17 protein-coding genes are annotated in these 17,430 nt (G+C 67.3%); 7 read left to right on the forward strand and 10 right to left on the reverse strand.

Going from position 1 to position 17,430, the window contains the following annotated elements:
* Positions 1 to 13: 13 nt before the first annotated feature.
* Both QGN17_RS04285 and QGN17_RS04290 read right to left on the reverse strand, forming a co-directional pair.
* The gene (locus tag QGN17_RS04285; RefSeq protein WP_281043275.1) at positions 14 to 481 is read right to left on the reverse strand and encodes an RNA pyrophosphohydrolase; all 468 of its coding nucleotides are present in this window, start codon (positions 479 to 481) and stop codon (positions 14 to 16) included.
* Positions 478 to 1,425: an alpha/beta hydrolase gene (locus QGN17_RS04290; RefSeq protein WP_281043276.1), complete on the reverse strand. Its 948-nt coding sequence runs from the start codon at positions 1,423 to 1,425 to the stop codon at positions 478 to 480. The genes QGN17_RS04285 and QGN17_RS04290 overlap by 4 nt, the downstream gene beginning before the upstream one ends.
* A 98-nt stretch (positions 1,426 to 1,523) precedes the next feature.
* Here QGN17_RS04290 and QGN17_RS04295 point away from each other — a divergent pair, with 98 nt between their 5' ends.
* The 4 genes from QGN17_RS04295 (at position 1,524) to QGN17_RS04310 (ending at position 6,916) form a co-directional block, all read left to right on the forward strand.
* Positions 1,524 to 2,447, forward strand: a complete 924-nt coding sequence (locus QGN17_RS04295) for a histone deacetylase family protein (RefSeq protein ID WP_281045136.1) — start codon at positions 1,524 to 1,526, stop codon at positions 2,445 to 2,447.
* Between the two features lie 60 nt (positions 2,448 to 2,507).
* Positions 2,508 to 4,403, forward strand: coding sequence for a 2-oxoacid:acceptor oxidoreductase subunit alpha (locus tag QGN17_RS04300; RefSeq protein ID WP_281043277.1), 1,896 nt, complete (start codon positions 2,508 to 2,510; stop codon positions 4,401 to 4,403).
* A gap of 91 nt (positions 4,404 to 4,494) precedes the next feature.
* On the forward strand, positions 4,495 to 5,526 hold the full coding sequence (locus QGN17_RS04305; protein WP_281043278.1) for a 2-oxoacid:ferredoxin oxidoreductase subunit beta: 1,032 nt from the start codon (positions 4,495 to 4,497) through the stop codon (positions 5,524 to 5,526).
* 16 nt (positions 5,527 to 5,542) lie between these two features.
* Positions 5,543 to 6,916: a cryptochrome/photolyase family protein gene (locus QGN17_RS04310; RefSeq protein ID WP_281043279.1), complete on the forward strand. Its 1,374-nt coding sequence runs from the start codon at positions 5,543 to 5,545 to the stop codon at positions 6,914 to 6,916.
* 115 nt (positions 6,917 to 7,031) lie between these two features.
* Here the strand turns inward: QGN17_RS04310 and QGN17_RS04315 are convergent, their stop codons facing one another.
* The 3 genes from QGN17_RS04315 to purF are packed head-to-tail and all read right to left on the reverse strand — an operon-like array spanning position 7,032 to position 10,110.
* Complete coding sequence (locus QGN17_RS04315; protein WP_281043280.1) at positions 7,032 to 7,862, reverse strand: TIGR00266 family protein; 831 nt, start codon at positions 7,860 to 7,862, stop codon at positions 7,032 to 7,034.
* Positions 7,863 to 7,913: 51 nt separating this feature from the next.
* Entirely contained in the window at positions 7,914 to 8,627 is a 714-nt protein-coding gene (locus QGN17_RS04320; RefSeq protein WP_281043281.1) for an SDR family NAD(P)-dependent oxidoreductase, read from the reverse strand.
* Positions 8,628 to 8,652: 25 nt separating this feature from the next.
* On the reverse strand, positions 8,653 to 10,110 hold the full coding sequence (gene purF / locus QGN17_RS04325) for an amidophosphoribosyltransferase (RefSeq protein ID WP_281043282.1): 1,458 nt from the start codon (positions 10,108 to 10,110) through the stop codon (positions 8,653 to 8,655).
* Positions 10,111 to 10,206: 96 nt separating this feature from the next.
* Between purF and hisI the strand changes: the two genes are divergently transcribed.
* The 3 genes from hisI to QGN17_RS04340 are packed head-to-tail and all read left to right on the forward strand — an operon-like array spanning position 10,207 to position 12,818.
* Positions 10,207 to 10,566, forward strand: a complete 360-nt coding sequence (hisI, locus tag QGN17_RS04330) for a phosphoribosyl-AMP cyclohydrolase (protein ID WP_281043283.1) — start codon at positions 10,207 to 10,209, stop codon at positions 10,564 to 10,566.
* A gap of 38 nt (positions 10,567 to 10,604) precedes the next feature.
* Entirely contained in the window at positions 10,605 to 11,015 is a 411-nt protein-coding gene (locus QGN17_RS04335; RefSeq protein WP_281043284.1) for a MerR family transcriptional regulator, read from the forward strand.
* Positions 11,016 to 11,027: 12 nt separating this feature from the next.
* Positions 11,028 to 12,818 carry an acyl-CoA dehydrogenase C-terminal domain-containing protein gene (locus QGN17_RS04340; RefSeq protein WP_281043285.1) on the forward strand — a complete coding sequence of 597 codons (1,791 nt, stop codon included), beginning with the start codon at positions 11,028 to 11,030 and terminating at the stop codon, positions 12,816 to 12,818.
* Here the strand turns inward: QGN17_RS04340 and QGN17_RS04345 are convergent.
* From QGN17_RS04345 to QGN17_RS04365, 5 genes are all read right to left on the reverse strand, one after another.
* Positions 12,815 to 13,273, reverse strand: coding sequence for a GNAT family N-acetyltransferase (locus QGN17_RS04345; protein WP_281043286.1), 459 nt, complete (start codon positions 13,271 to 13,273; stop codon positions 12,815 to 12,817). The two genes, QGN17_RS04340 and QGN17_RS04345, sit on opposite strands and share 4 nt — an antisense overlap.
* A gap of 40 nt (positions 13,274 to 13,313) precedes the next feature.
* Positions 13,314 to 13,643: a hypothetical protein gene (locus tag QGN17_RS04350; RefSeq protein ID WP_281043287.1), complete on the reverse strand. Its 330-nt coding sequence runs from the start codon at positions 13,641 to 13,643 to the stop codon at positions 13,314 to 13,316.
* Between the two features lie 113 nt (positions 13,644 to 13,756).
* Positions 13,757 to 14,677: a cysteine synthase A gene (gene cysK / locus QGN17_RS04355; protein ID WP_281043288.1), complete on the reverse strand. Its 921-nt coding sequence runs from the start codon at positions 14,675 to 14,677 to the stop codon at positions 13,757 to 13,759.
* Positions 14,674 to 15,954, reverse strand: coding sequence for an MFS transporter (locus QGN17_RS04360; RefSeq protein WP_281043289.1), 1,281 nt, complete (start codon positions 15,952 to 15,954; stop codon positions 14,674 to 14,676). Before QGN17_RS04360 ends, cysK begins: the two co-directional genes overlap by 4 nt.
* A 92-nt stretch (positions 15,955 to 16,046) precedes the next feature.
* On the reverse strand, positions 16,047 to 17,417 hold the full coding sequence (locus tag QGN17_RS04365) for an MFS transporter (RefSeq protein ID WP_281045137.1): 1,371 nt from the start codon (positions 17,415 to 17,417) through the stop codon (positions 16,047 to 16,049).
* Between the last annotated feature and the right edge of the window lie 13 nt (positions 17,418 to 17,430).

Consider the following 17,430-nt stretch of genomic DNA (forward strand, 5'->3'; position numbering starts at 1 on the left):
CTTTGGTGATTTATCAGATCAGATGCGCGAACGCGCGTAGCACATTCTGGTAGAGCGCGCGCTTGAACGGCACGATCATGTCCGGCAATTCGCTCGGCTCGGCCCATTTCCAGGCGCGGAATTCGGGGTGGGCGGTCTCGATGGCGACATCGGCGTCGGTGCCGAGGAAGCGCATCAGGAACCACGCCTGGCGCTGGCCGCGATATTTGCCCTTCCACAGCTTGCCGACCAGCTCGGGCGGCAGATCGTAGTCGAGATCCTCCGCTGCGCGCGCGACGATCTCGACGAGGTGACGGGGGATACCGGTTTCCTCCTCCAGTTCGCGAAAGGCGGCCTGTTCGACATCCTCGCCGGGATCGACGCCGCCCTGCGGCATCTGCCAGGCCTCCGCCGTCGAATCGAGCCGCTGGCCGACGAACACCTTGCCCTCGGCGTTCACCAGCATGATCCCGGCGGCGGGGCGGTAGGGCAGGTCGGTCACGCGGCAATCTCCGAAAGCAGGGACTTGAGGGCGGCGAGGCTGGCGGCGACGTCGCCCGCCGACGAGGGGATGGCGCGGCGCATGTTGAGGAAGCCGTGGATGTTGCCGTGCGCCTCGCGAAAGCTCACCGGCACGCCCGCATTGGCGAGGGCGGCGGCATAGGCGCGCCCCTGATCGCGGATCGGATCGAGGCTGGCGGTGGTGACGAGCGCGGGCGGCAGCCCGGCGAGGTCCGCCTGCATCGGCGATCCGCGCCAGTCGGTGACGTCGGGGCGGTAATGGCCGTTGAACCAGACCATCGCTTCCTCGGTCAGCAGATACCCTGCCCCAAGCGCTTTGAAGGAGGGATAGCGGGTCACCATGTCGGCGGCTGGATAGATCGCCCATTGCGCGACCACCGGCAGCGCGGCGGGTGCCTCGCGCAGCGCGATCGCGGTAACGATGGTGAGCGTGCCGCCCGCGCTGTCGCCTGCGATCACCAGTCCGGTGGGCGACAGGCCGAGTTCGGTCGGCGCACTCGCGATCCAGCGTGCGGCCGCCTCGCAATCGTCCGGTCCGGCGGGCCAGGGGGCTTCGGGCGCGAGCCGGTAATCGACCGAGACAAGAGGCAGATCCAGCACGCGTGCGATCTCCGCGCAGGCCGAGTCGTAGCTCGCGAGATCGCCCAGCACCCAGCCGCCGCCATGGAAGAAGACGATCACCGGCCCCGGCTCGCGGCTCTCGCGCGGATCGTAGAGGCGCAGCGGGATGTCGCCGGCCGGGCCGGGCATGACGAGATCCCGCTTCACTGTGATCGCGCCGGTGGGCGGATCGGCGACGCCGGACATCGCGGCGGCGAGCTTGCGCGCGACCGTCGGCTCGACCTGATCGATCGGCGGAGACGGCACCGAGGCGAGATAGGCCAGGAAAGCGGCGACGTCGGGGCGGACGTAAGGCTCGGTCACGGACGACTCCTTGGGCGGCGGGGTGTCCGTTCCCTAACCGGCGGACGACAGGGATGAAACCCACTCGCGCGCCTGCCGTTGCCGGCTATGACGTCATGGTGCTGCGCTTCGTCCATCATCCCGATTATGTCTCGCCCGGTGCGCCGGGCACGGGGATGCTGTTCGACAAATACGGCCTTGTGCCGATGGCGCTGGACGAGATGGGGGCTGTCTACGAGGTGCATCGGCCGGATCCGATGCCGCGCCACTGGATCGAGGCGGTCCACGATCCCGATTATGTCGAGCAGGTGATGACCTGCACCGTTCCGCCCGAGAAGGAACGGCGCATCGGCTTCCCGATCAGCGAGCGGATCGCGCGCCGCGCCTTGCTGTCACCGGGCGGGACATGGCGGGCGGCGCAGCTGGCGCTGCTGCACGGCTTTGCGGCGAATGGGGCGGGGGGTAGCCATCATGCGCTCTACGACACGGGCGCGGGCTATTGCGTGTTCAACGACCTCGCCATTGCGGCCAGCCGGCTGATCGCGGAAGCGGCGGTGCGGCGCGTCCTGATCGTCGATCTCGACGTGCATCAGGGCGACGGCACGGCGGCGCTCACGGCGGGCCGCGACGATATCGTCACCTTCTCGATGCACGGCGAGAAAAATTTCCCGGCGCGCAAGGCTGTCTCCGATCTCGACGTCGGGCTGGCGGACGGAACGGGGGATGACGTGTATCTGGCCGCGCTCGCCGATCATCTGCCCCGCCTGATCGAAGACGTGCGGCCGGACCTGATCTTCTATCAGGCGGGTGTCGATCCGCATGAAGGGGATCGTCTCGGCCGCCTGGCACTCACCGATGACGGGCTGGAGGCGCGCGATCGCTTCGTGATGCGGCTGGCGGTGGAAGCCGGCATCCCGCTCGCCAGCGTGCTGGGCGGCGGCTACGGCAACGATCGCATGGCGGTCGCGCGACGCCATGCCCGCACGATGCTGGCGCTCGCCGACGCGCATGACCGCTTTTCCTCATTGACCGGCGGGCGCTGAGGCCTACCTTCCTCTTTGCAAGAGCGCTCCCAAGCGCCGGCGACATGAGGGTGTTTAGATATGGCCACAGCCACACGCGAGCTCACGCCCGCAGAGGCCCAGGCGCATCCCGCGCCAGAGTCTATCGTCGTCCGCTTCGCCGGGGATTCCGGCGACGGTATGCAGCTGACCGGCGGGCAGTTCACGCTTTCCACTGCGCTCGCCGGCAACGACCTCGCCACCTTCCCCGATTTCCCCGCCGAGATCCGCGCGCCGCAGGGCACGACCTTCGGCGTCTCGGCCTTCCAGATCAACTTCGGCTCGACCGCGATCGAGACCGCCGGCGACCAGCCCGACGTGCTGGTGGCGATGAACCCGGCTGCGCTCAAGACCAACGTGGAGGCGCTGAAGGCCGGTGGCCTGATCATTGCCGACGAGGGCGAGTTCTCGGCGCGCAATCTCGCCAAGGCGGGCTATGCGGAGGGCGCCAATCCGCTCGCCGACGGCAGCCTCGCCAAGTGGCAGCTGTTCAAGCTCAACATCTCGCAGCTGACCCTCGATGCGGTGAAGCCCTTCGGCCTCGGCAACAAGGAAGCGCTGCGCTGCAAGAATATGTGGACGCTGGGGCTGGCGCTCTGGATGTTCGATCGGGAACGGCAGCCGTTGATCGACTGGCTGAAGGCGAAATTCGCCAAGGCGCCCGAACTGGCCGAAGCCAACATCGCGGCACTCAACGCCGGCCATGCCTTTGGCGAGACGGCGGAGATTGGCGGCGATGTCGCCCGCCTCCAGCAGCACAGCGTCGCCCCGGCTCCCGCCGAGCCGGGCCTCTACCGGACGGTGACGGGCGCGGAGGCGATCTCGCTGGGCCTCGTCGCGGGATCGAAGCTCGCCGGCGTCGACATGTTCTTCGGCGGCTATCCGATTACCCCCGCCTCGGCGATCCTGCACCACCTGTCGCGCCTCAAGGAATATGGCGTCACCACCTTCCAGGCAGAGGACGAGATCGCCGCGGTGGCGAGCGCGATCGGCGCCTCCTATGCGGGCAAGCTCGGCGTCACCTCCTCGTCCGGCCCCGGCATCGCACTGAAGGGGGAGGCGATCGGGCTCGCGATCATGACCGAGCTGCCGCTGGTTGTGGTCAATTCGCAGCGCGGCGGCCCCTCGACCGGACTTCCCACCAAGACCGAGCAATCGGACCTATATCAAGCGGTCTACGGCAGAAATGGCGACGCGCCGATGCCGGTGATCGCCGCTCGCTCGCCCGCCGACGCCTTCGACTGCGCGATCGAGGCCTGCCGGATCGCGACGCAGTTCATGACGCCGGTGATGCTGCTGACCGACGGCTATATCGCCAACGCCGCCGAGCCTTGGAAGGTGCCGGACATGGGGGGCTACGAGCCATTTCCTGTCGCCTTCCGCACCGAGGCGCCGGCCGAGGGCGAGAAATTCCTGCCCTATGCCCGCGACCAGAAAGGCGCGCGGCCGTGGGTGAAGCCCGGCACGCCCGGCCTGCTCCACCGTATCGGCGGCATCGAGAAGAAGGTCGAGACCGGCAACATCGATTACGGCCCCGCCAACCACCAGGCGATGACCGATGCGCGCAAGGCCAAGGTGGATGGCATCGCCGCGCATATCCCGCCGCAGGAGGTGACGCTCGGCGAGGAAAGCTCGGCGCTGGTCGTGATCGGGTGGGGATCGACCTTCGGGCCGATCCACCAGGCGGTGCGTCGTGCGCGGGCGAAGGGGCTGGACGTCAGCCACATCCACCTTCGCCACATCTGGCCCATGCCCGCTAATCTTGACGATCTTCTGAGGACTTACGGGAAGATCCTCGTGCCGGAAATGAATACCGGCCAGCTCAAGACCGTGCTGCGCGACCAGTATCTCGTCGACGCCCGCCCGCTCAACAAGGTCTCCGGCCAGCCCTTCCGCATCGCCGAGATCGAAGCCGCAATCGAGGGCGCGCTGAACTGATGCTCACCCTGTCCCCGATCGTGTCGAGTGAAGTCGCTACACGATCGGCCACGTCCCTCGACTTCGCTCGGGACGAACGGAGCCTGCGATAATGAACGACATGACTCCCATCACCTCCAAGCCCAAGGATTGGGAGACCGACCAGGAGGTGCGCTGGTGCCCCGGATGCGGCGACTATGCGATCCTGAAGGCCGTTCAGCGGACCATGCCCGAACTCGGCGTGAAGCCGGAGAATACGGTCTTCATCAGTGGGATAGGCTGCTCTTCTCGCTTCCCATATTATATGGAGACCTACGGCTTTCACACCATCCACGGCCGTGCGCCGGCGGTGGCGACGGGAGTGAAGCTTGCCAATCCGGAACTCGACGTGTGGATCATCACCGGCGACGGCGATGCGCTGTCGATCGGCGGCAACCACACGATGCACCTGCTGCGTCGCAATCTCGATTGCCAGATACTGCTGTTCAACAACGAGATATACGGCCTTACGAAAGGCCAATATTCGCCGACCAGCCGGGTCGGTACGCGCTCGCCCTCGACGCCGTTCGGATCGGTCGATCGCCCGGCCAACCCCTGTGCCTTCGCGCTGGGTTCGGGCGCGCGCTTCGTCGCGCGGGGGATCGACGTGCACAAGAATCTGCCGACCGTCCTCAAGGCCGCACACGCGCACAAGGGCGCCAGCTTCGTCGAGATCTTCCAGAACTGCATCGTCTACAATGACGAGGTGTTCGCGCCCTTCACCGAGAAGGCGCAGGCGGCCGCCAGGCAGCTCTGGCTGGAGAATGGCAAGCCGATGCTGTTCGAGGGTGGAGCCAAGGGGCTGACGCTCGATGTCGGGACGCTCACGCTCAAGGTGGTCGATGTCGTCGATGGCGACTGGCAGGCGGCGGGCGTGATCGTTCATGACGAGACCAATCGCGGCATTGCCCACATGCTGGTCGAGATGCCGTTCGGCGACTACCCGGTGGCGCTCGGCACGATCTACAGCAGCCCCGCGCCGACCTTCGAGAGCGCGGTGGTCGAGCAGAACGCCAGGGCCTCCGAAGGCAAGGCGGCCGATCTGCAGAAACTGATCGGGAAGGGCCAGACCTGGATGGTCGGGAAGGAACCACGGGCGGAGTGAGGGCGTAGGGGGCGGGATGACCAAACCCGTCCTGCTCTGGTTCCGCCAGGATCTTCGCCTCTCCGATCAGCCCGCGCTCGTCGCCGCCTGCCATGGCGGGCCGGTGATCCCGGTCTATGTGCTCGATGACGACGGACCGGGCGATCACGCCATGGGTGGCGCCTCGCGCTGGTGGCTGCATCACAGTCTCGCCGCGCTGGGACAGGCGCTGCGCGACAAGGGGTCTCGGTTGATCCTGCGGCGCGGGAATGCGGCCGACGTGCTGGCGGAACTGGCGGCGGAGTGCGGCGCTACGGCCATACACGCGATTCGCCACTACGAACCATGGTGGGTGGCGTCGGAAGAGGCGCTCGCGGACAGGCTCGATCTCGTTCTCCATGACAGTAACCAGCTCGCGCCGCCGGGATCGATCAGCACGGGGGCGGGCAAGCCGTTCAAGATCTACACGCCGTTCTGGCGCGCGCTCTCGCAGCATATGCCGCCGGATGATCCCGCGCGGATGCCTGCGAAAATTCCGACGCCGTCGAAATGGCCGTCAACCGAAGCGCTGGGATCGTGGGATCTGCTGCCGACGAAGCCGGATTGGGCCACAGGCTTCTCCGACTGGGAACCGGGCGAGGAGGGCGCCCGCGCGCGGCTCGATCAGTTCATCGGCGAGGCCAAGGACTACGAGGCGACGCGCAACCTGCCTTCACAGGAAGGCACCTCTCGCCTCTCGCCGCACCTGCATTTCGGCGAGATCACGCCCCGGCAGGTCTGGCATCGCGTGGCGGGCGAGGGCGGCTCGGTGCGGACGTTCCTCGGCGAGATCGGCTGGCGCGATTACGCGCAGGGCATCCTGCTGCAATATCCCGATGTCGGCCGAAAGAGTACGCGCGAGCAGTTCGACAGGATGCCGTGGCGCACGGGCAAGGCGGCCAAGGCCGATCTGCGCGCATGGCAGCGGGGCCACACCGGCTACCCGATCGTCGATGCCGGGATGCGCCAGCTCTGGGCGATGGGCTGGATGCACAACCGGGTGCGGATGATCGCGGCGAGCTTCCTGATCAAGCATTTGCTGATCGACTGGCGCGAGGGCGAGCGCTGGTTCTGGGACTGTCTGGTCGATGCCGATTACGGCAATAACGGCGTCAACTGGCAGTGGACGGCGGGGACGGGGGTGGATTCCAACATGTTCCCTCGCATCATGGCGCCGCTCAGCCAGTCGGAAAAATTCGATGCGGCCGACTATATCCGCGAATGGGTGCCGGAACTGGCCGATCTGCCCGACGACGCGATTCACGATCCCGACGAGGCGGGGTGCCGGCCGGAGAACTATCCTGAAAAGCTGATCGGCCACCGCGAGGCGCGCGAGCGGGCGCTCGCGGCGTATAGGCGGGTGAAGGGATAGCTCCTTCGATCCGTTCGTCCTGAGCGAAGTCTAAGGACGGGCAGCAAGCGCTGCGTTTTCAGCCCGCACTTCGACTTCGCTCAGTGCGAACGGAGTTTGGAATTCCGGCGGGAGCCTACTCGTTCCCTCCGATGAAATGCCCGAAATCGCCGAGGATCGATCCCTCGCCGCGATTGCCGCCCTTGCCACCGGCCGCGAGCAGCATCCGCCCGGCGAGGCGCGAGAAGGGCATGGACTGGATCCAGACCTTGCCCGGCCCGGTCAGCCGCGCGAAGAACACGCCCTCGCCGCCGAACAGCATGGATCGCACGCCGCCCGCCCGCTCCAGGTCGAAATCGACGCTCGGCGTATAAGCGGCGACGCAGCCGGTATCGACGTGGAGCTGCTCGCCCGGCGCCAGCGTCCGCTCGGTGAGCGTGCCGCCCATCTGCACGAACACCCAGCCGTCGCCGGACAGCTTCTGCATGACGAAGCCCTCGCCGCCGAACAGGCCGGTCATGATCCGCTGCTGAAAGTGGATGCCGATGGAGACGCCCTTGGCGGCGGCGAGGAAGGCGTCCTTCTGGCAGATCAAAGTACCGCCGAGATCGGCGAGGCGCAGCGGCAGGATTGCGCCCGGTGTCGGCGAGGCGAAGGCGACCCGCGCCTTGCCGGAGCCGTTGTGGGTGAAGACGGTGGTGAACAGGCTCTCGCCGGTGACCAGCCGGCGACCGGCGCCGAGCAGCTTGCCCATGAAACCGCCTTCGCCGCCCGATCCGTCGCCGAACACGGTGGTCATGCCGATCGCGGCATCCTTCCAGACGAAGGCGCCGGCCTCGGCCACCGCGCTCTCGCCGGGATCCAGCTCGATCTCGACGAACTGGAGTTCCTGACCCTTGATCTCGAAATCGATATCGTCGGCGATGCCGGCGCGGCGCTGATGTTCCCACGGACCCGGAGAGGGCATGACGGCCTCCTTGCTATTGGGAGGCGGAGCCTAGCCGGGCGGTGTGACGGATCAAGCGGTCAGGCTGGTGACCAGGCCGGGTTCGTAATCGTCCACGATCAGCCGCGCGATCTTCGCTCCGGCATCGGCCGGCTGCTGGATCGTCGCGGGATCTTCGCCCGGATAGGCGTCCGCGCGCATCCTGGTGGCGGTGGCGCCGGGGTTCACGATCGCGACGCGGATCGTCGAGAGGTTCACCACCTCGTCGCCATAGGCCAGCACGAGGTTTTCGAGGGCCGCCTTGGAGGCCCCGTAGGCGCCCCAGTACGCGCGCGGCTGGCGCGCGACCGTCGAAGTGATCGCGACGACGCGGCCCCGCTCCGAACGGCGAAGCATCTGGTCGAAATTGGCGAGCATCGCCTGATTGGCCAGCACGTTGAGCGTTAGCAGCTGGTTGAAACGCTTGCCGTCGATCGAGGGCACCGGCGCAAGATCGCCGAGCAGGCCGGCGTTGAGCACAAGGATGTCGAGCGCATCCCAGCGTCCGCCGATCGCGGTGGCGAGGCGCGCGATCGAGTCGCTCTCGGTCAGGTCCATCGGCGCGATCGTGGCGGAGCCCCCGGCCGCGTGGATGCGCTCTTCCAGTTCCTCCAGCCCGCCCGAGGTGCGCGCGGTCAGCACGACATGGGCACCGGCGGCCGCCAGCGCCTCGGCCGTTGCCGCGCCGATGCCGCGCGAGGCGCCGGTGACGAGCGCGAGTTGTCCGGCGAGCGGCTTGTCGGTCATTCTTCGCACATCCTGTGAAGAAGGGTTACGCCGCCCGCTCGCCCAGCAGCGAGAGCTGGTCGCCGGGTGCCACCTCTTCCTGGTCGGTCAGGTGGGTCGGATAGTCGCCGGTGAAGCACGCGTCGCAATATTGCGGCTTGCCCTCGTCACGGGCTTCCTCGCCGAGCGCCCGGTAAAGCCCGTCGATCGAGAGGAAGGCGAGGCTGTCGACCTTGATATAGTCGGCCATCTCGGCGACCGACATCTGCGCCGCCAGCAGCTTGGCCCGCTCGGGCGTGTCGACGCCGTAGAAGCAGGAATGGCGGGTCGGCGGCGAGGCGATGCGCATGTGCACCTCCTTGGCGCCGGCATCGCGCATCATCTGCACGATCTTGAGCGACGTCGTGCCGCGCACGATCGAATCGTCGATCAGGATGATCTTCTTGCCGTCGATCAGGGCGCGGTTGGCATTGTGCTTCAGCTTGACGCCGAGGTGGCGGATGCCGTCGCCGGGCTGGATGAAGGTGCGGCCGACATAGTGCGAGCGGATGATGCCGAGCTCGAACGGGATACCGGAGTGTTGCGCATAACCGATCGCCGCCGGCGTGCCCGAATCGGGGACGGGGATGACGTAATCCGCCTCGACCGGGTTTTCGCGGGCGAGTTCCACGCCGATCTGCTTGCGCACCGAATAGACGCTGGTGCCGTCCACGATCGAATCGGGACGCGAGAAATAGACATGCTCGAAGATGCAGGGACGCGGGCCGATCGGCGCGAACGGGCGGTGCGAGCGGATGCCCTTCTCGCTGACGATCACGATCTCGCCCGGCTCGACCGAGCGCAGGAAGGTCGCGCCCACCATGTCGAGCGCCACCGTTTCCGACGCGAAGACATAGGCGTCGCCGACGCGGCCCATCACCAGCGGGCGGATGCCGAGCGGATCGCGGCAGGCGAGCATCCCCTCGGGCGTGGTGCAGACGAGACTGTAGGCGCCCTCGATCTGCTTGAGCGCATCGATGAAGCGATCGAGCAGGGTGCGGTAGCTGGAGGTGGCGACGAGGTGGATGATCACCTCGGTATCGCTGGTCGACTGGAAGATGGAGCCGCGCCGGACGAGATCGCGCTTCAGCTTCATCGCGTTGGAGATGTTGCCGTTATGCGCCACCGCGAAGCCGCCCGAGGCGAGATCGGCGTAGAGCGGCTGGACGTTGCGCAGCGCCGTGTCGCCGGTGGTGGCGTAGCGGACGTGACCCGCCGCCATCCGGCCGGGCAGCGCGCGGATCACGTCGTCGCGGTCGAAATTGCCGGCGACATGGCCCATCGCGCGGTGCGTGTGGAAGCTCTTGCCGTCCCACGCGGTGATGCCGGCGGCTTCCTGTCCGCGGTGCTGGAGCGCGTGCAGGCCCAGCGCCACCATGGCGGCGGCGGTGTCGGCACCGTAGATGCCGAAGACGCCGCACTCCTCGCGCAGCTTGTCGTCATCGAAGGGATGAGTCGTGAGCATCGTCGGGCGATTCCGTTCGCAGTATCGGGGTTGCGCGCGCATATAGGGAATGACTTCGCACTTGTCGCCCCTTTGTCACATAGCTAGCCGAAGGTCATGGTGAACGACCGCGAGCAGGGCACGGCCCTCGATCCGAAATTTGATGCGAACGGCCTGATCACGGCGGTGGCGAGCCACGCCGGGACGGGCGAACTGCTGATGCTCGCGCACATGAATGCGGAGGCTCTGGCCAGGACGATCGAGACCGGCGAGGCGTGGTTCTTCTCCCGATCGCGCAATCGGCTGTGGAAGAAGGGCGAATCGTCCGGCCATGTGCTGACGGTCCGCGAAATGCGGATCGACTGCGATCAGGATGCGCTTTGGCTGATCGTCGACCCGGCGGGACCGGCCTGCCACACCGGCGAGCCGAGCTGCTTCTATCGGCGGCTGGATGGCGGCGAACTCGTCCGCATCTGACTTGACCTTAACGTAAACGTCAACTAATCGTTCGGGTCATGAACGGCCCGGCCACCATCGACACGCCCGACCTTCACAATCGGGATACCTACACCATCACCGATCTCGCAGAGGAGTTCGGCGTCACCGCCCGCGCGCTGCGCTTCTACGAGGACGAGGGGCTGATCGCGCCCGAGCGTGTCGGCCTCGCGCGTATCTATTCCAAGCGCGATCGCGCGCGGCTGGCGTGGATCCTGCGCGGCAAGCGCGTCGGGTTCAGCCTGTCGGACATCCGCGAGATGATCGATCTCTACGATGTCGGCGATGATCGCCACGAGCAGCGTCGCGTGACCGTCGCCAAGTGCGACGCGCATATCGAGAGCCTCAAGCGCCAGCGCGCCGATATCGATTCGGCGATCGCCGAGCTCACCCAGTTCGTCGAAGCGGTCAGAGCCGCCGACAGCCAGTAAGGAGTTTTCAGGATGCCGACCTACACGCCGCCGGTGGCGGACACGCGTTTCGTGCTCGATCAGGTGCTGAAGCTCGATCGCTTCTCGAACCTGCCCGGCTTCCAGTCGGCGACGCCGGACATGGTGGAGGCGATTCTGGATCAGGGCGGCCGCTTCTGCGCCGATGTGATCTTCCCGCTCAACCAGTCGGGCGATGCCGAGGGCTGCACGCGCCACGACGATGCCTCGGTGACGACGCCCAAGGGCTTCAAGGATGCCTACAAGCAGCTCGCGGAAGGTGGCTGGATCGGCCTTGCCGCGCCGGAAGAGTTCGGTGGGCAGGGCCTGCCGCACGTCGTCGCGACGGCGTTCGAGGAATATCTGATCTCGTCGGGCGTCGCCTTCGCCATGTATCCGGGGCTGAGCCAGGGTGCGATGGCGGCGATCCACGCGGTCGGATCGGACGCGCAGAAGGCCCTCTATCTGCCGAAGATGGTGACGGGCGAATGGACCGGCACGATGAACCTCACCGAGCCGCATTGCGGCACCGATCTCGGCCTGATCAAGACCAAGGCGGTGCCCAACGACGACGGCACCTTCGCGATCACCGGCACCAAGATCTTCATCTCGGCCGGCGAGCACGACATGTCCGGCAACATCGTCCACCTCGTGCTGGCCAAGCTGCCCGGCGCGCCGGAGGGATCGAAGGGCATCTCGCTGTTCATCGTGCCCAAGTTCCTGCCCGATGCTGACGGCAATCCCGGCACGCGCAACGGCGTCGCCTGCGGGTCCATCGAGGAGAAGATGGGCATCCACGGCAACTCGACCTGCGTGATGAACTACGACGGCGCCACCGGCTGGCTGCTTGGCGAGGAGAACAAAGGCCTCGCCGCGATGTTCATCATGATGAACGCGGCGCGTCTCGGCGTCGGCCTGCAGGGCCTCGGCATCGCCGAGACCGCCTACCAGAACGCCGTCGCCTATGCGAAGGATCGCCGCCAGGGCCGCGCGCTTACCGGGCCGGCCGAGCCCGACAAGCCCGCCGACACCCTGTTCGTCCACCCCGACGTCCGCCGGATGCTGATGGAGGCGAAGGCCAATCTGGAAGGCGCGCGCGCGCTGATCCTGTGGGGCGCGCTGCAGAACGACCTGTCGCACCATGCCGCCAGCGAGGAGGATCGCGCCGCTGCCGACGAACTGCTCGGTCTGGTGACGCCGGTGATCAAGGGCTACCTCACCGATCTCGGCTACCAGATCGCGACCAACTCGCAGCAGGTGTTCGGCGGCCACGGCTACATCCGCGAATACGGCATGGAGCAGTATGTCCGCGATGCCCGTATCGCGATGATCTACGAGGGCACCAACGGCGTGCAGGCGATGGACCTCGTCGGCCGCAAGCTGCCGCGCCACGGCGGCAATGCGGCGATGGCGCTGTTCGGGCTGATCTCGGCCGACATCGCCGAGGCTAAGGACGGCCCGCAGGCGGAACTCGCCGGCCATCTGGAGAAGGCGGTCGGCCAGCTGCAGGCGGGCGCGATGTGGCTGATGCAGAACGGCATGAAGGACCCGAACAATGCCGGTGCCGCGGCTTATCCGCTGATGACGATGATGGGCATCGTCGCGATTGGCTGGATGTGGCTGAAGATGGCGCGCGCCGCGCAGGTGCAGATCGACGCGGGCGAGGGCGACAAGGCGTTCCTCGAAGCCAAGCTGATCACCGCCCGCTTCTACGCCGAGCGCGTCCTCCCCGACGCCGGCGCGCTTCGCCGCAAGCTGGAGGGCGGTGCCGAGGCGATCATGGCGCTGCCGGTCGAGGCTTTCTAAAGGCTGAGATGCAGGAACTGGTTGAAGGCGCTCGGCGTGTAGTCGCCGAACGCCTCGCCGTTCGCGAAACCGCGTTTGCGATAGAGAGCCAGCGCGGGATCGAAGGCCGGGCCGCTGCCGGTTTCTAGGCTCAGTTGAGTGATACCGCGACGCCGTGCCTCGGCGATGATGTGATCGAGCAACGCGGCCGCCACGCCCCGGCGCAGGTGATCGGGGTGGGTGCGCATCGATTTGAGTTCGGCGCTGCCTCCGCCCAGCACCTTGAGCGCACCGATGCCGGCGAGCGTGTCGCCGTTCCATACGCCCCATACCGTCACGTCGGGCATCGTTAGTCCCGACAGATCGAGCGCGAAGACGCTGTCGGCGGGCGAATTGGCGTGCATTCCGGACAGGTGCAGCGCGAGCAAGGCGCGCGTCTGCTCGCCGGTCAGGTCGTCGGGGCGAATGTCGAACATGCCGGCGATCCTAGCGACCGCCGGCACGGTTCGTCATCCCTTAGCGGCGATACTGCCGATCATGCTTCTGCACGCGGATCGAGGCGCTCAGCGCGTTGAAGCGGCGATCGAGGTCGGCACGCTCGGCGATGGTCAGGCCGGGGCGCGAGCGGCGATAGTCCGCCTCGCGACGCTCCAGCGCGACGAAGCGGGTGCGCAGGCTGGCGGCCTCGGCGCGGGTCAGCGCGCCCGAACGCACGCCCTGCTCGATGCGGTTGTAGAGATTCGCCTGGCGACCGTTGATCGACTGCCACGGCGCCGCGCTGGCGATGCCGGGGACGATGGCGGTGAGGCTGGCGGCGGCTACGAGGCCGAGAATAGTACGCTTCATGATGTCACTCCCGAATGACCGTCCCCCCGGATCGGTGCATCGGGAATAGATCGATGCCGCTGAAGCGAGGCTGAGCAACCCGTTGCCGGGCGTTCAGCCTCGCATCGTCCGGATCACGCTTCAGGCAGGAAATCCGGCACCGAGAGATAGCGCTCGCCGGTATCGTAGTTGAAGCCGAGCACCTTCACGCCGTTGCCCAGCTCCGCCAGCTTCTGCTTGATCGCGGCGAGAGTCGCGCCGGACGAGATGCCGACCAGCACGCCCTCCTTCGTGGCGGACTGGCGCGCCATCTCCTTGGCATCGGCCGGATCGACCTGGATCACGCCGTCGAGCAGCTGGGTGTGGAGGTTGGTCGGCACGAAGCCGGCGCCGATGCCCTGGATCGGGTGCGGGCCGGGCTGGCCGCCCGAGATGACCGGCGACAGCGTCGGCTCGACCGCGAACACCTTGAGGGCCGGCCATTCCTTCTTCAGCCGCTCGGCGACGCCGGTGATGTGGCCGCCCGTGCCGACGCCGGTGACGATCACGTCGAGCGGGCTATCGGCGAAATCGGCGAGGATCTCCTCGGCCGTCGTTCGCACGTGCACGGCGACGTTCGCCGGATTCTCGAACTGGCTGGGAATCCACGCGCCCTCGGTCTGCTCGGCCAACTCGGCGGCGCGCTCGATCGCGCCCTTCATGCCCTTTTCGCGCGGAGTGAGATCGAAGCTCGCGCCATAGGCCAGCATCAGCCGCCGCCGCTCCACCGACATGCTCTCCGGCATGACGAGGATCAGCTTGTACCCCTTCACTGCCGCCACCATGGCCAGGCCGATGCCGGTATTGCCGGATGTCGGCTCGATGATCGTGCCGCCGGGCTTGAGCTTTCCGCTCTTCTCGGCGTCCTCGATCATCGCCAGCGCGATGCGGTCCTTGATCGAACCGCCGGGGTTGGTCCGCTCGGACTTGATCCATACCTCGGCGTCGGGGAACAGCTTGGCGTAGCGGACGTGGGGCGTGTTGCCGATCGTCTCCAGGATATTCCGGGCCTTCATGCTGCCGTTTCCTTCTCCAGGGGGATGTCTTCGAGTGTCTTGGGGGGATCAAAGGTCTTCGCGCGCTTCAACTCGGGGAACCACCAGCTCCAGCTTACCGCGACCAGCACCGCGCCGACGCCGCCCGCGATCACGGCGGGGACAGGGCCGATCAGGCCGGCGAGAAAGCCGCTCTCCGCCTCGCCCAGCTCGTTGGAGCCGGAGATGAACAGCGAGGAGACGGCTCCGACGCGGCCGCGCATGTCGTCCGGCGTCCACAGCTGGATCAGTGACTGGCGGACATAGACCGATATCATGTCCGCCGCGCCAAGGATGGCAAGGCACAGCAGCGACAACGGCATCCAGCGCGAGAGGCCGAAGCCCGCCGTCGCCAGCCCGAAGATGCCGACCGCGATCAGCATCTTGACGCCGACATTGCTCTTGAGCGGACGGATGCTCAGCGTCAGCGCCATGATCGCCGATCCGAAGGACGGCGCCGCGCGCAGATTGCCGAGACCTTCGGCACCGACGTGCAGCACATCCTTGGCGTATACCGGCAACATCGCCGTCGCGCCGCCGAGCAGCACCGCGAACAGATCGAGCGAGATCGCGCCCAGCACCAGCCGGTTGCGGCGGACATAGTGGAGTCCGTCGATCATCTGCGCCCACGGATTGGTCGATCCGCCGATCGCGCGGCGGGGCAGCGGACGGATGAACATCAGGCAGACGAAGCAGGTCGCAAACAGCGCCGTCGATACGGCATAGGGAACCCAAGGCGCCGCAGCATAGAGATAGCCGCCCAGCGCCGGGCCGATCACCGAACCGCTCTGCCAGCTGATCGAGCTGAAGGCGATCGCGGTCGGCAGCACGGCGGCCGGTACCAGATTGGGGGCGATCGCACCCAGGGCAGGCCCGGCGAAGGCGCGTGCAACGCCGAGCAGCGCCGCGATCCCGAACAGCGCTGGCAGGGTGGTCGTGCCGCTCCATGCGAGCAGCCCGAGCGTGGCGGCGCAGCACAGTTCCAGCAGCGCGGTCGATCGCGCGATGAAGCGGCGATCGACGCGATCCGCCGTCCAGCCCGTCACCAGCGTCAGCGCCAGCAGCGGCAGGAATTGCGCAAGGCCGATCCAGCCGAGCTGCAGCGCGGCCGCATGCACCCCCATCGTCCGGCGTGCGATGTCGTACACCTGCCACCCGATCACGATCACCATGGAGAGCTGCGCGATCGTGGAGGCGAAGCGTGCGACCCAGTAGAAGCGGTAATCGCGGAAGGTGAAGGGGTGGGGAGCCTTGTCCATCGCTGCCGTCCTTAGGACCGCCGCCGCCATCCGCGCAACCGCGCCGTGGTGGCGCGACGAAAGAAAGTCTATCCTTGCGCTAGGAAATGGGCTCAGGCGGCGCCCGATTCCAGCTCCCCGGCGCTGGGGCGGCGCAGCGCCGGATTGAGCCGCGCGAGGCTGCACGCTCCCGCCACGATGGTGAGCGCCATCGCGATCAGCGCCGGCATCCGGCCTTCGCCCAGGCCCATCGCCAGCAGGGTGGCGACCAGTGTCGCGCCGAGCGTCTGGCCGGTGAGACGCACCGTCGATATGAGGCCGCCCGCCGAGGCCATGCGGGTTCGCGGCGCTGACCCGACCACCAGCCGCGCATTGGGCGAGAGGAACAGGCCGAAGCCCGATCCGCACAACGCCATCCGCCACGCCACGTCGAACCAGTGCGGTTGCGCGGGCAGCATCGCGAGGAGGAACAGGGCGACGGTCGCGATCGCCATGCCGATCCCGCCCAGAAAGCCCGCCGGCACTTTGTCGGACAGGATGCCGGCGGTCGGCGCCACGAACATGGTGGTGAACGGCCAGGGTGCGATCATCGCGCCGACCTCGCCGGGGGTGAAGCCGTAACCGTGCTGCAGACGGAAGGGCAACGAGAGCAGCAGCAGCATCGATGCGACGAAAGCGAACAGCGCGCATGTGGCGGACAGGGCCAGCACCGGCAGCTTGAGCAGATCGACCGGCATGATCGGATGCGGCTCGCTCAGTTCGTGACGGACGAGCAGGATGGCGAAGATCAGCCCGGCACCGACGATCGCGCCCGCCACCACCGGCGATCCGCCGTGGACGCTGGCCTCCAGCCCCGAGATGGTCAGGCCGAAGGTCAATATGCAGTAGACGGCACCCAGCCCGTCATAGCCCACGCCGCGTGGGGGGACATCGGGCAGGCCGATACGGCCGAGCAGCAGGGACAGGATCGCGAACGGCACGCCCACCGCGAACACCCAGGGCCAGGGCGCGACCGCGAGGATCGCGCCACCCGCCGTCGGTGCCAGCGCCGCCGATACCGACACGAACACCGTGTTGAGGCCAAGTCCGCGCCCGAGCTGCCTGGCCGGATAGATGGAGCGGATCAGCGCCGCCATCACCGACAGCGCGGCCGCGCCGCCGAGCGCCTGGAAGGCGCGCACGATGAGAAGGAACGGCAGGCTCTTGGCGAAGAAGCAGAGTGCCGTCGCGATCGTGAAGACGAGCTGGCCGCCCTGATACAGGCGCTTGAGGCCGATCCGGTCGCCGAGCGCGGAGAAAGGCAGCAACGTCATCACCAGCACCAACTGGTAGACGGTGACGACCAGCACCGAGGCGGACCCGTCCACCTTCAGGTCGCGCGCGATGGTGGGGAGCGCGACGCCGGCGATCTGCCCGTCGATCACCGTCAGCACCGTGCCGAGCGAGATGGCGGCGATCGCCAGATAGCGCCTGGGCGTCGGCATCCCGTCCGCAGGG

The organism is Sphingomonas oryzagri (assembly GCF_029906645.1).
In the GTDB taxonomy this organism is placed as follows: Bacteria; Pseudomonadota; Alphaproteobacteria; order Sphingomonadales; family Sphingomonadaceae; genus Solisphingomonas; species Solisphingomonas oryzagri.

Excerpts from the sequence above, each read along its gene's own strand:
- QGN17_RS04300 (WP_281043277.1), top strand. The coding sequence starts at position 2,508 with ATGGCCACAGCCACACGCGAGCTCACGCCCGCAGAGGCCCAGGCGCAT.
- QGN17_RS04305 (WP_281043278.1), top strand. The coding sequence starts at position 4,495 with ATGAACGACATGACTCCCATCACCTCCAAGCCCAAGGATTGGGAGACC.
- QGN17_RS04310 (WP_281043279.1), top strand. The coding sequence starts at position 5,543 with ATGACCAAACCCGTCCTGCTCTGGTTCCGCCAGGATCTTCGCCTCTCC.
- QGN17_RS04315 (WP_281043280.1), bottom strand. The coding sequence starts at position 7,862 with ATGCCCTCTCCGGGTCCGTGGGAACATCAGCGCCGCGCCGGCATCGCC.
- QGN17_RS04320 (WP_281043281.1), bottom strand. The coding sequence starts at position 8,627 with ATGACCGACAAGCCGCTCGCCGGACAACTCGCGCTCGTCACCGGCGCC.
- purF (WP_281043282.1), bottom strand. The coding sequence starts at position 10,110 with ATGCTCACGACTCATCCCTTCGATGACGACAAGCTGCGCGAGGAGTGC.
- hisI (WP_281043283.1), top strand. The coding sequence starts at position 10,207 with ATGGTGAACGACCGCGAGCAGGGCACGGCCCTCGATCCGAAATTTGAT.
- QGN17_RS04335 (WP_281043284.1), top strand. The coding sequence starts at position 10,605 with ATGAACGGCCCGGCCACCATCGACACGCCCGACCTTCACAATCGGGAT.
- QGN17_RS04340 (WP_281043285.1), top strand. The coding sequence starts at position 11,028 with ATGCCGACCTACACGCCGCCGGTGGCGGACACGCGTTTCGTGCTCGAT.
- QGN17_RS04345 (WP_281043286.1), bottom strand. The coding sequence starts at position 13,273 with ATGTTCGACATTCGCCCCGACGACCTGACCGGCGAGCAGACGCGCGCC.
- QGN17_RS04350 (WP_281043287.1), bottom strand. The coding sequence starts at position 13,643 with ATGAAGCGTACTATTCTCGGCCTCGTAGCCGCCGCCAGCCTCACCGCC.
- cysK (WP_281043288.1), bottom strand. The coding sequence starts at position 14,677 with ATGAAGGCCCGGAATATCCTGGAGACGATCGGCAACACGCCCCACGTC.
- QGN17_RS04360 (WP_281043289.1), bottom strand. The coding sequence starts at position 15,954 with ATGGACAAGGCTCCCCACCCCTTCACCTTCCGCGATTACCGCTTCTAC.
- QGN17_RS04365 (WP_281045137.1), bottom strand. The coding sequence starts at position 17,417 with ATGCCGACGCCCAGGCGCTATCTGGCGATCGCCGCCATCTCGCTCGGC.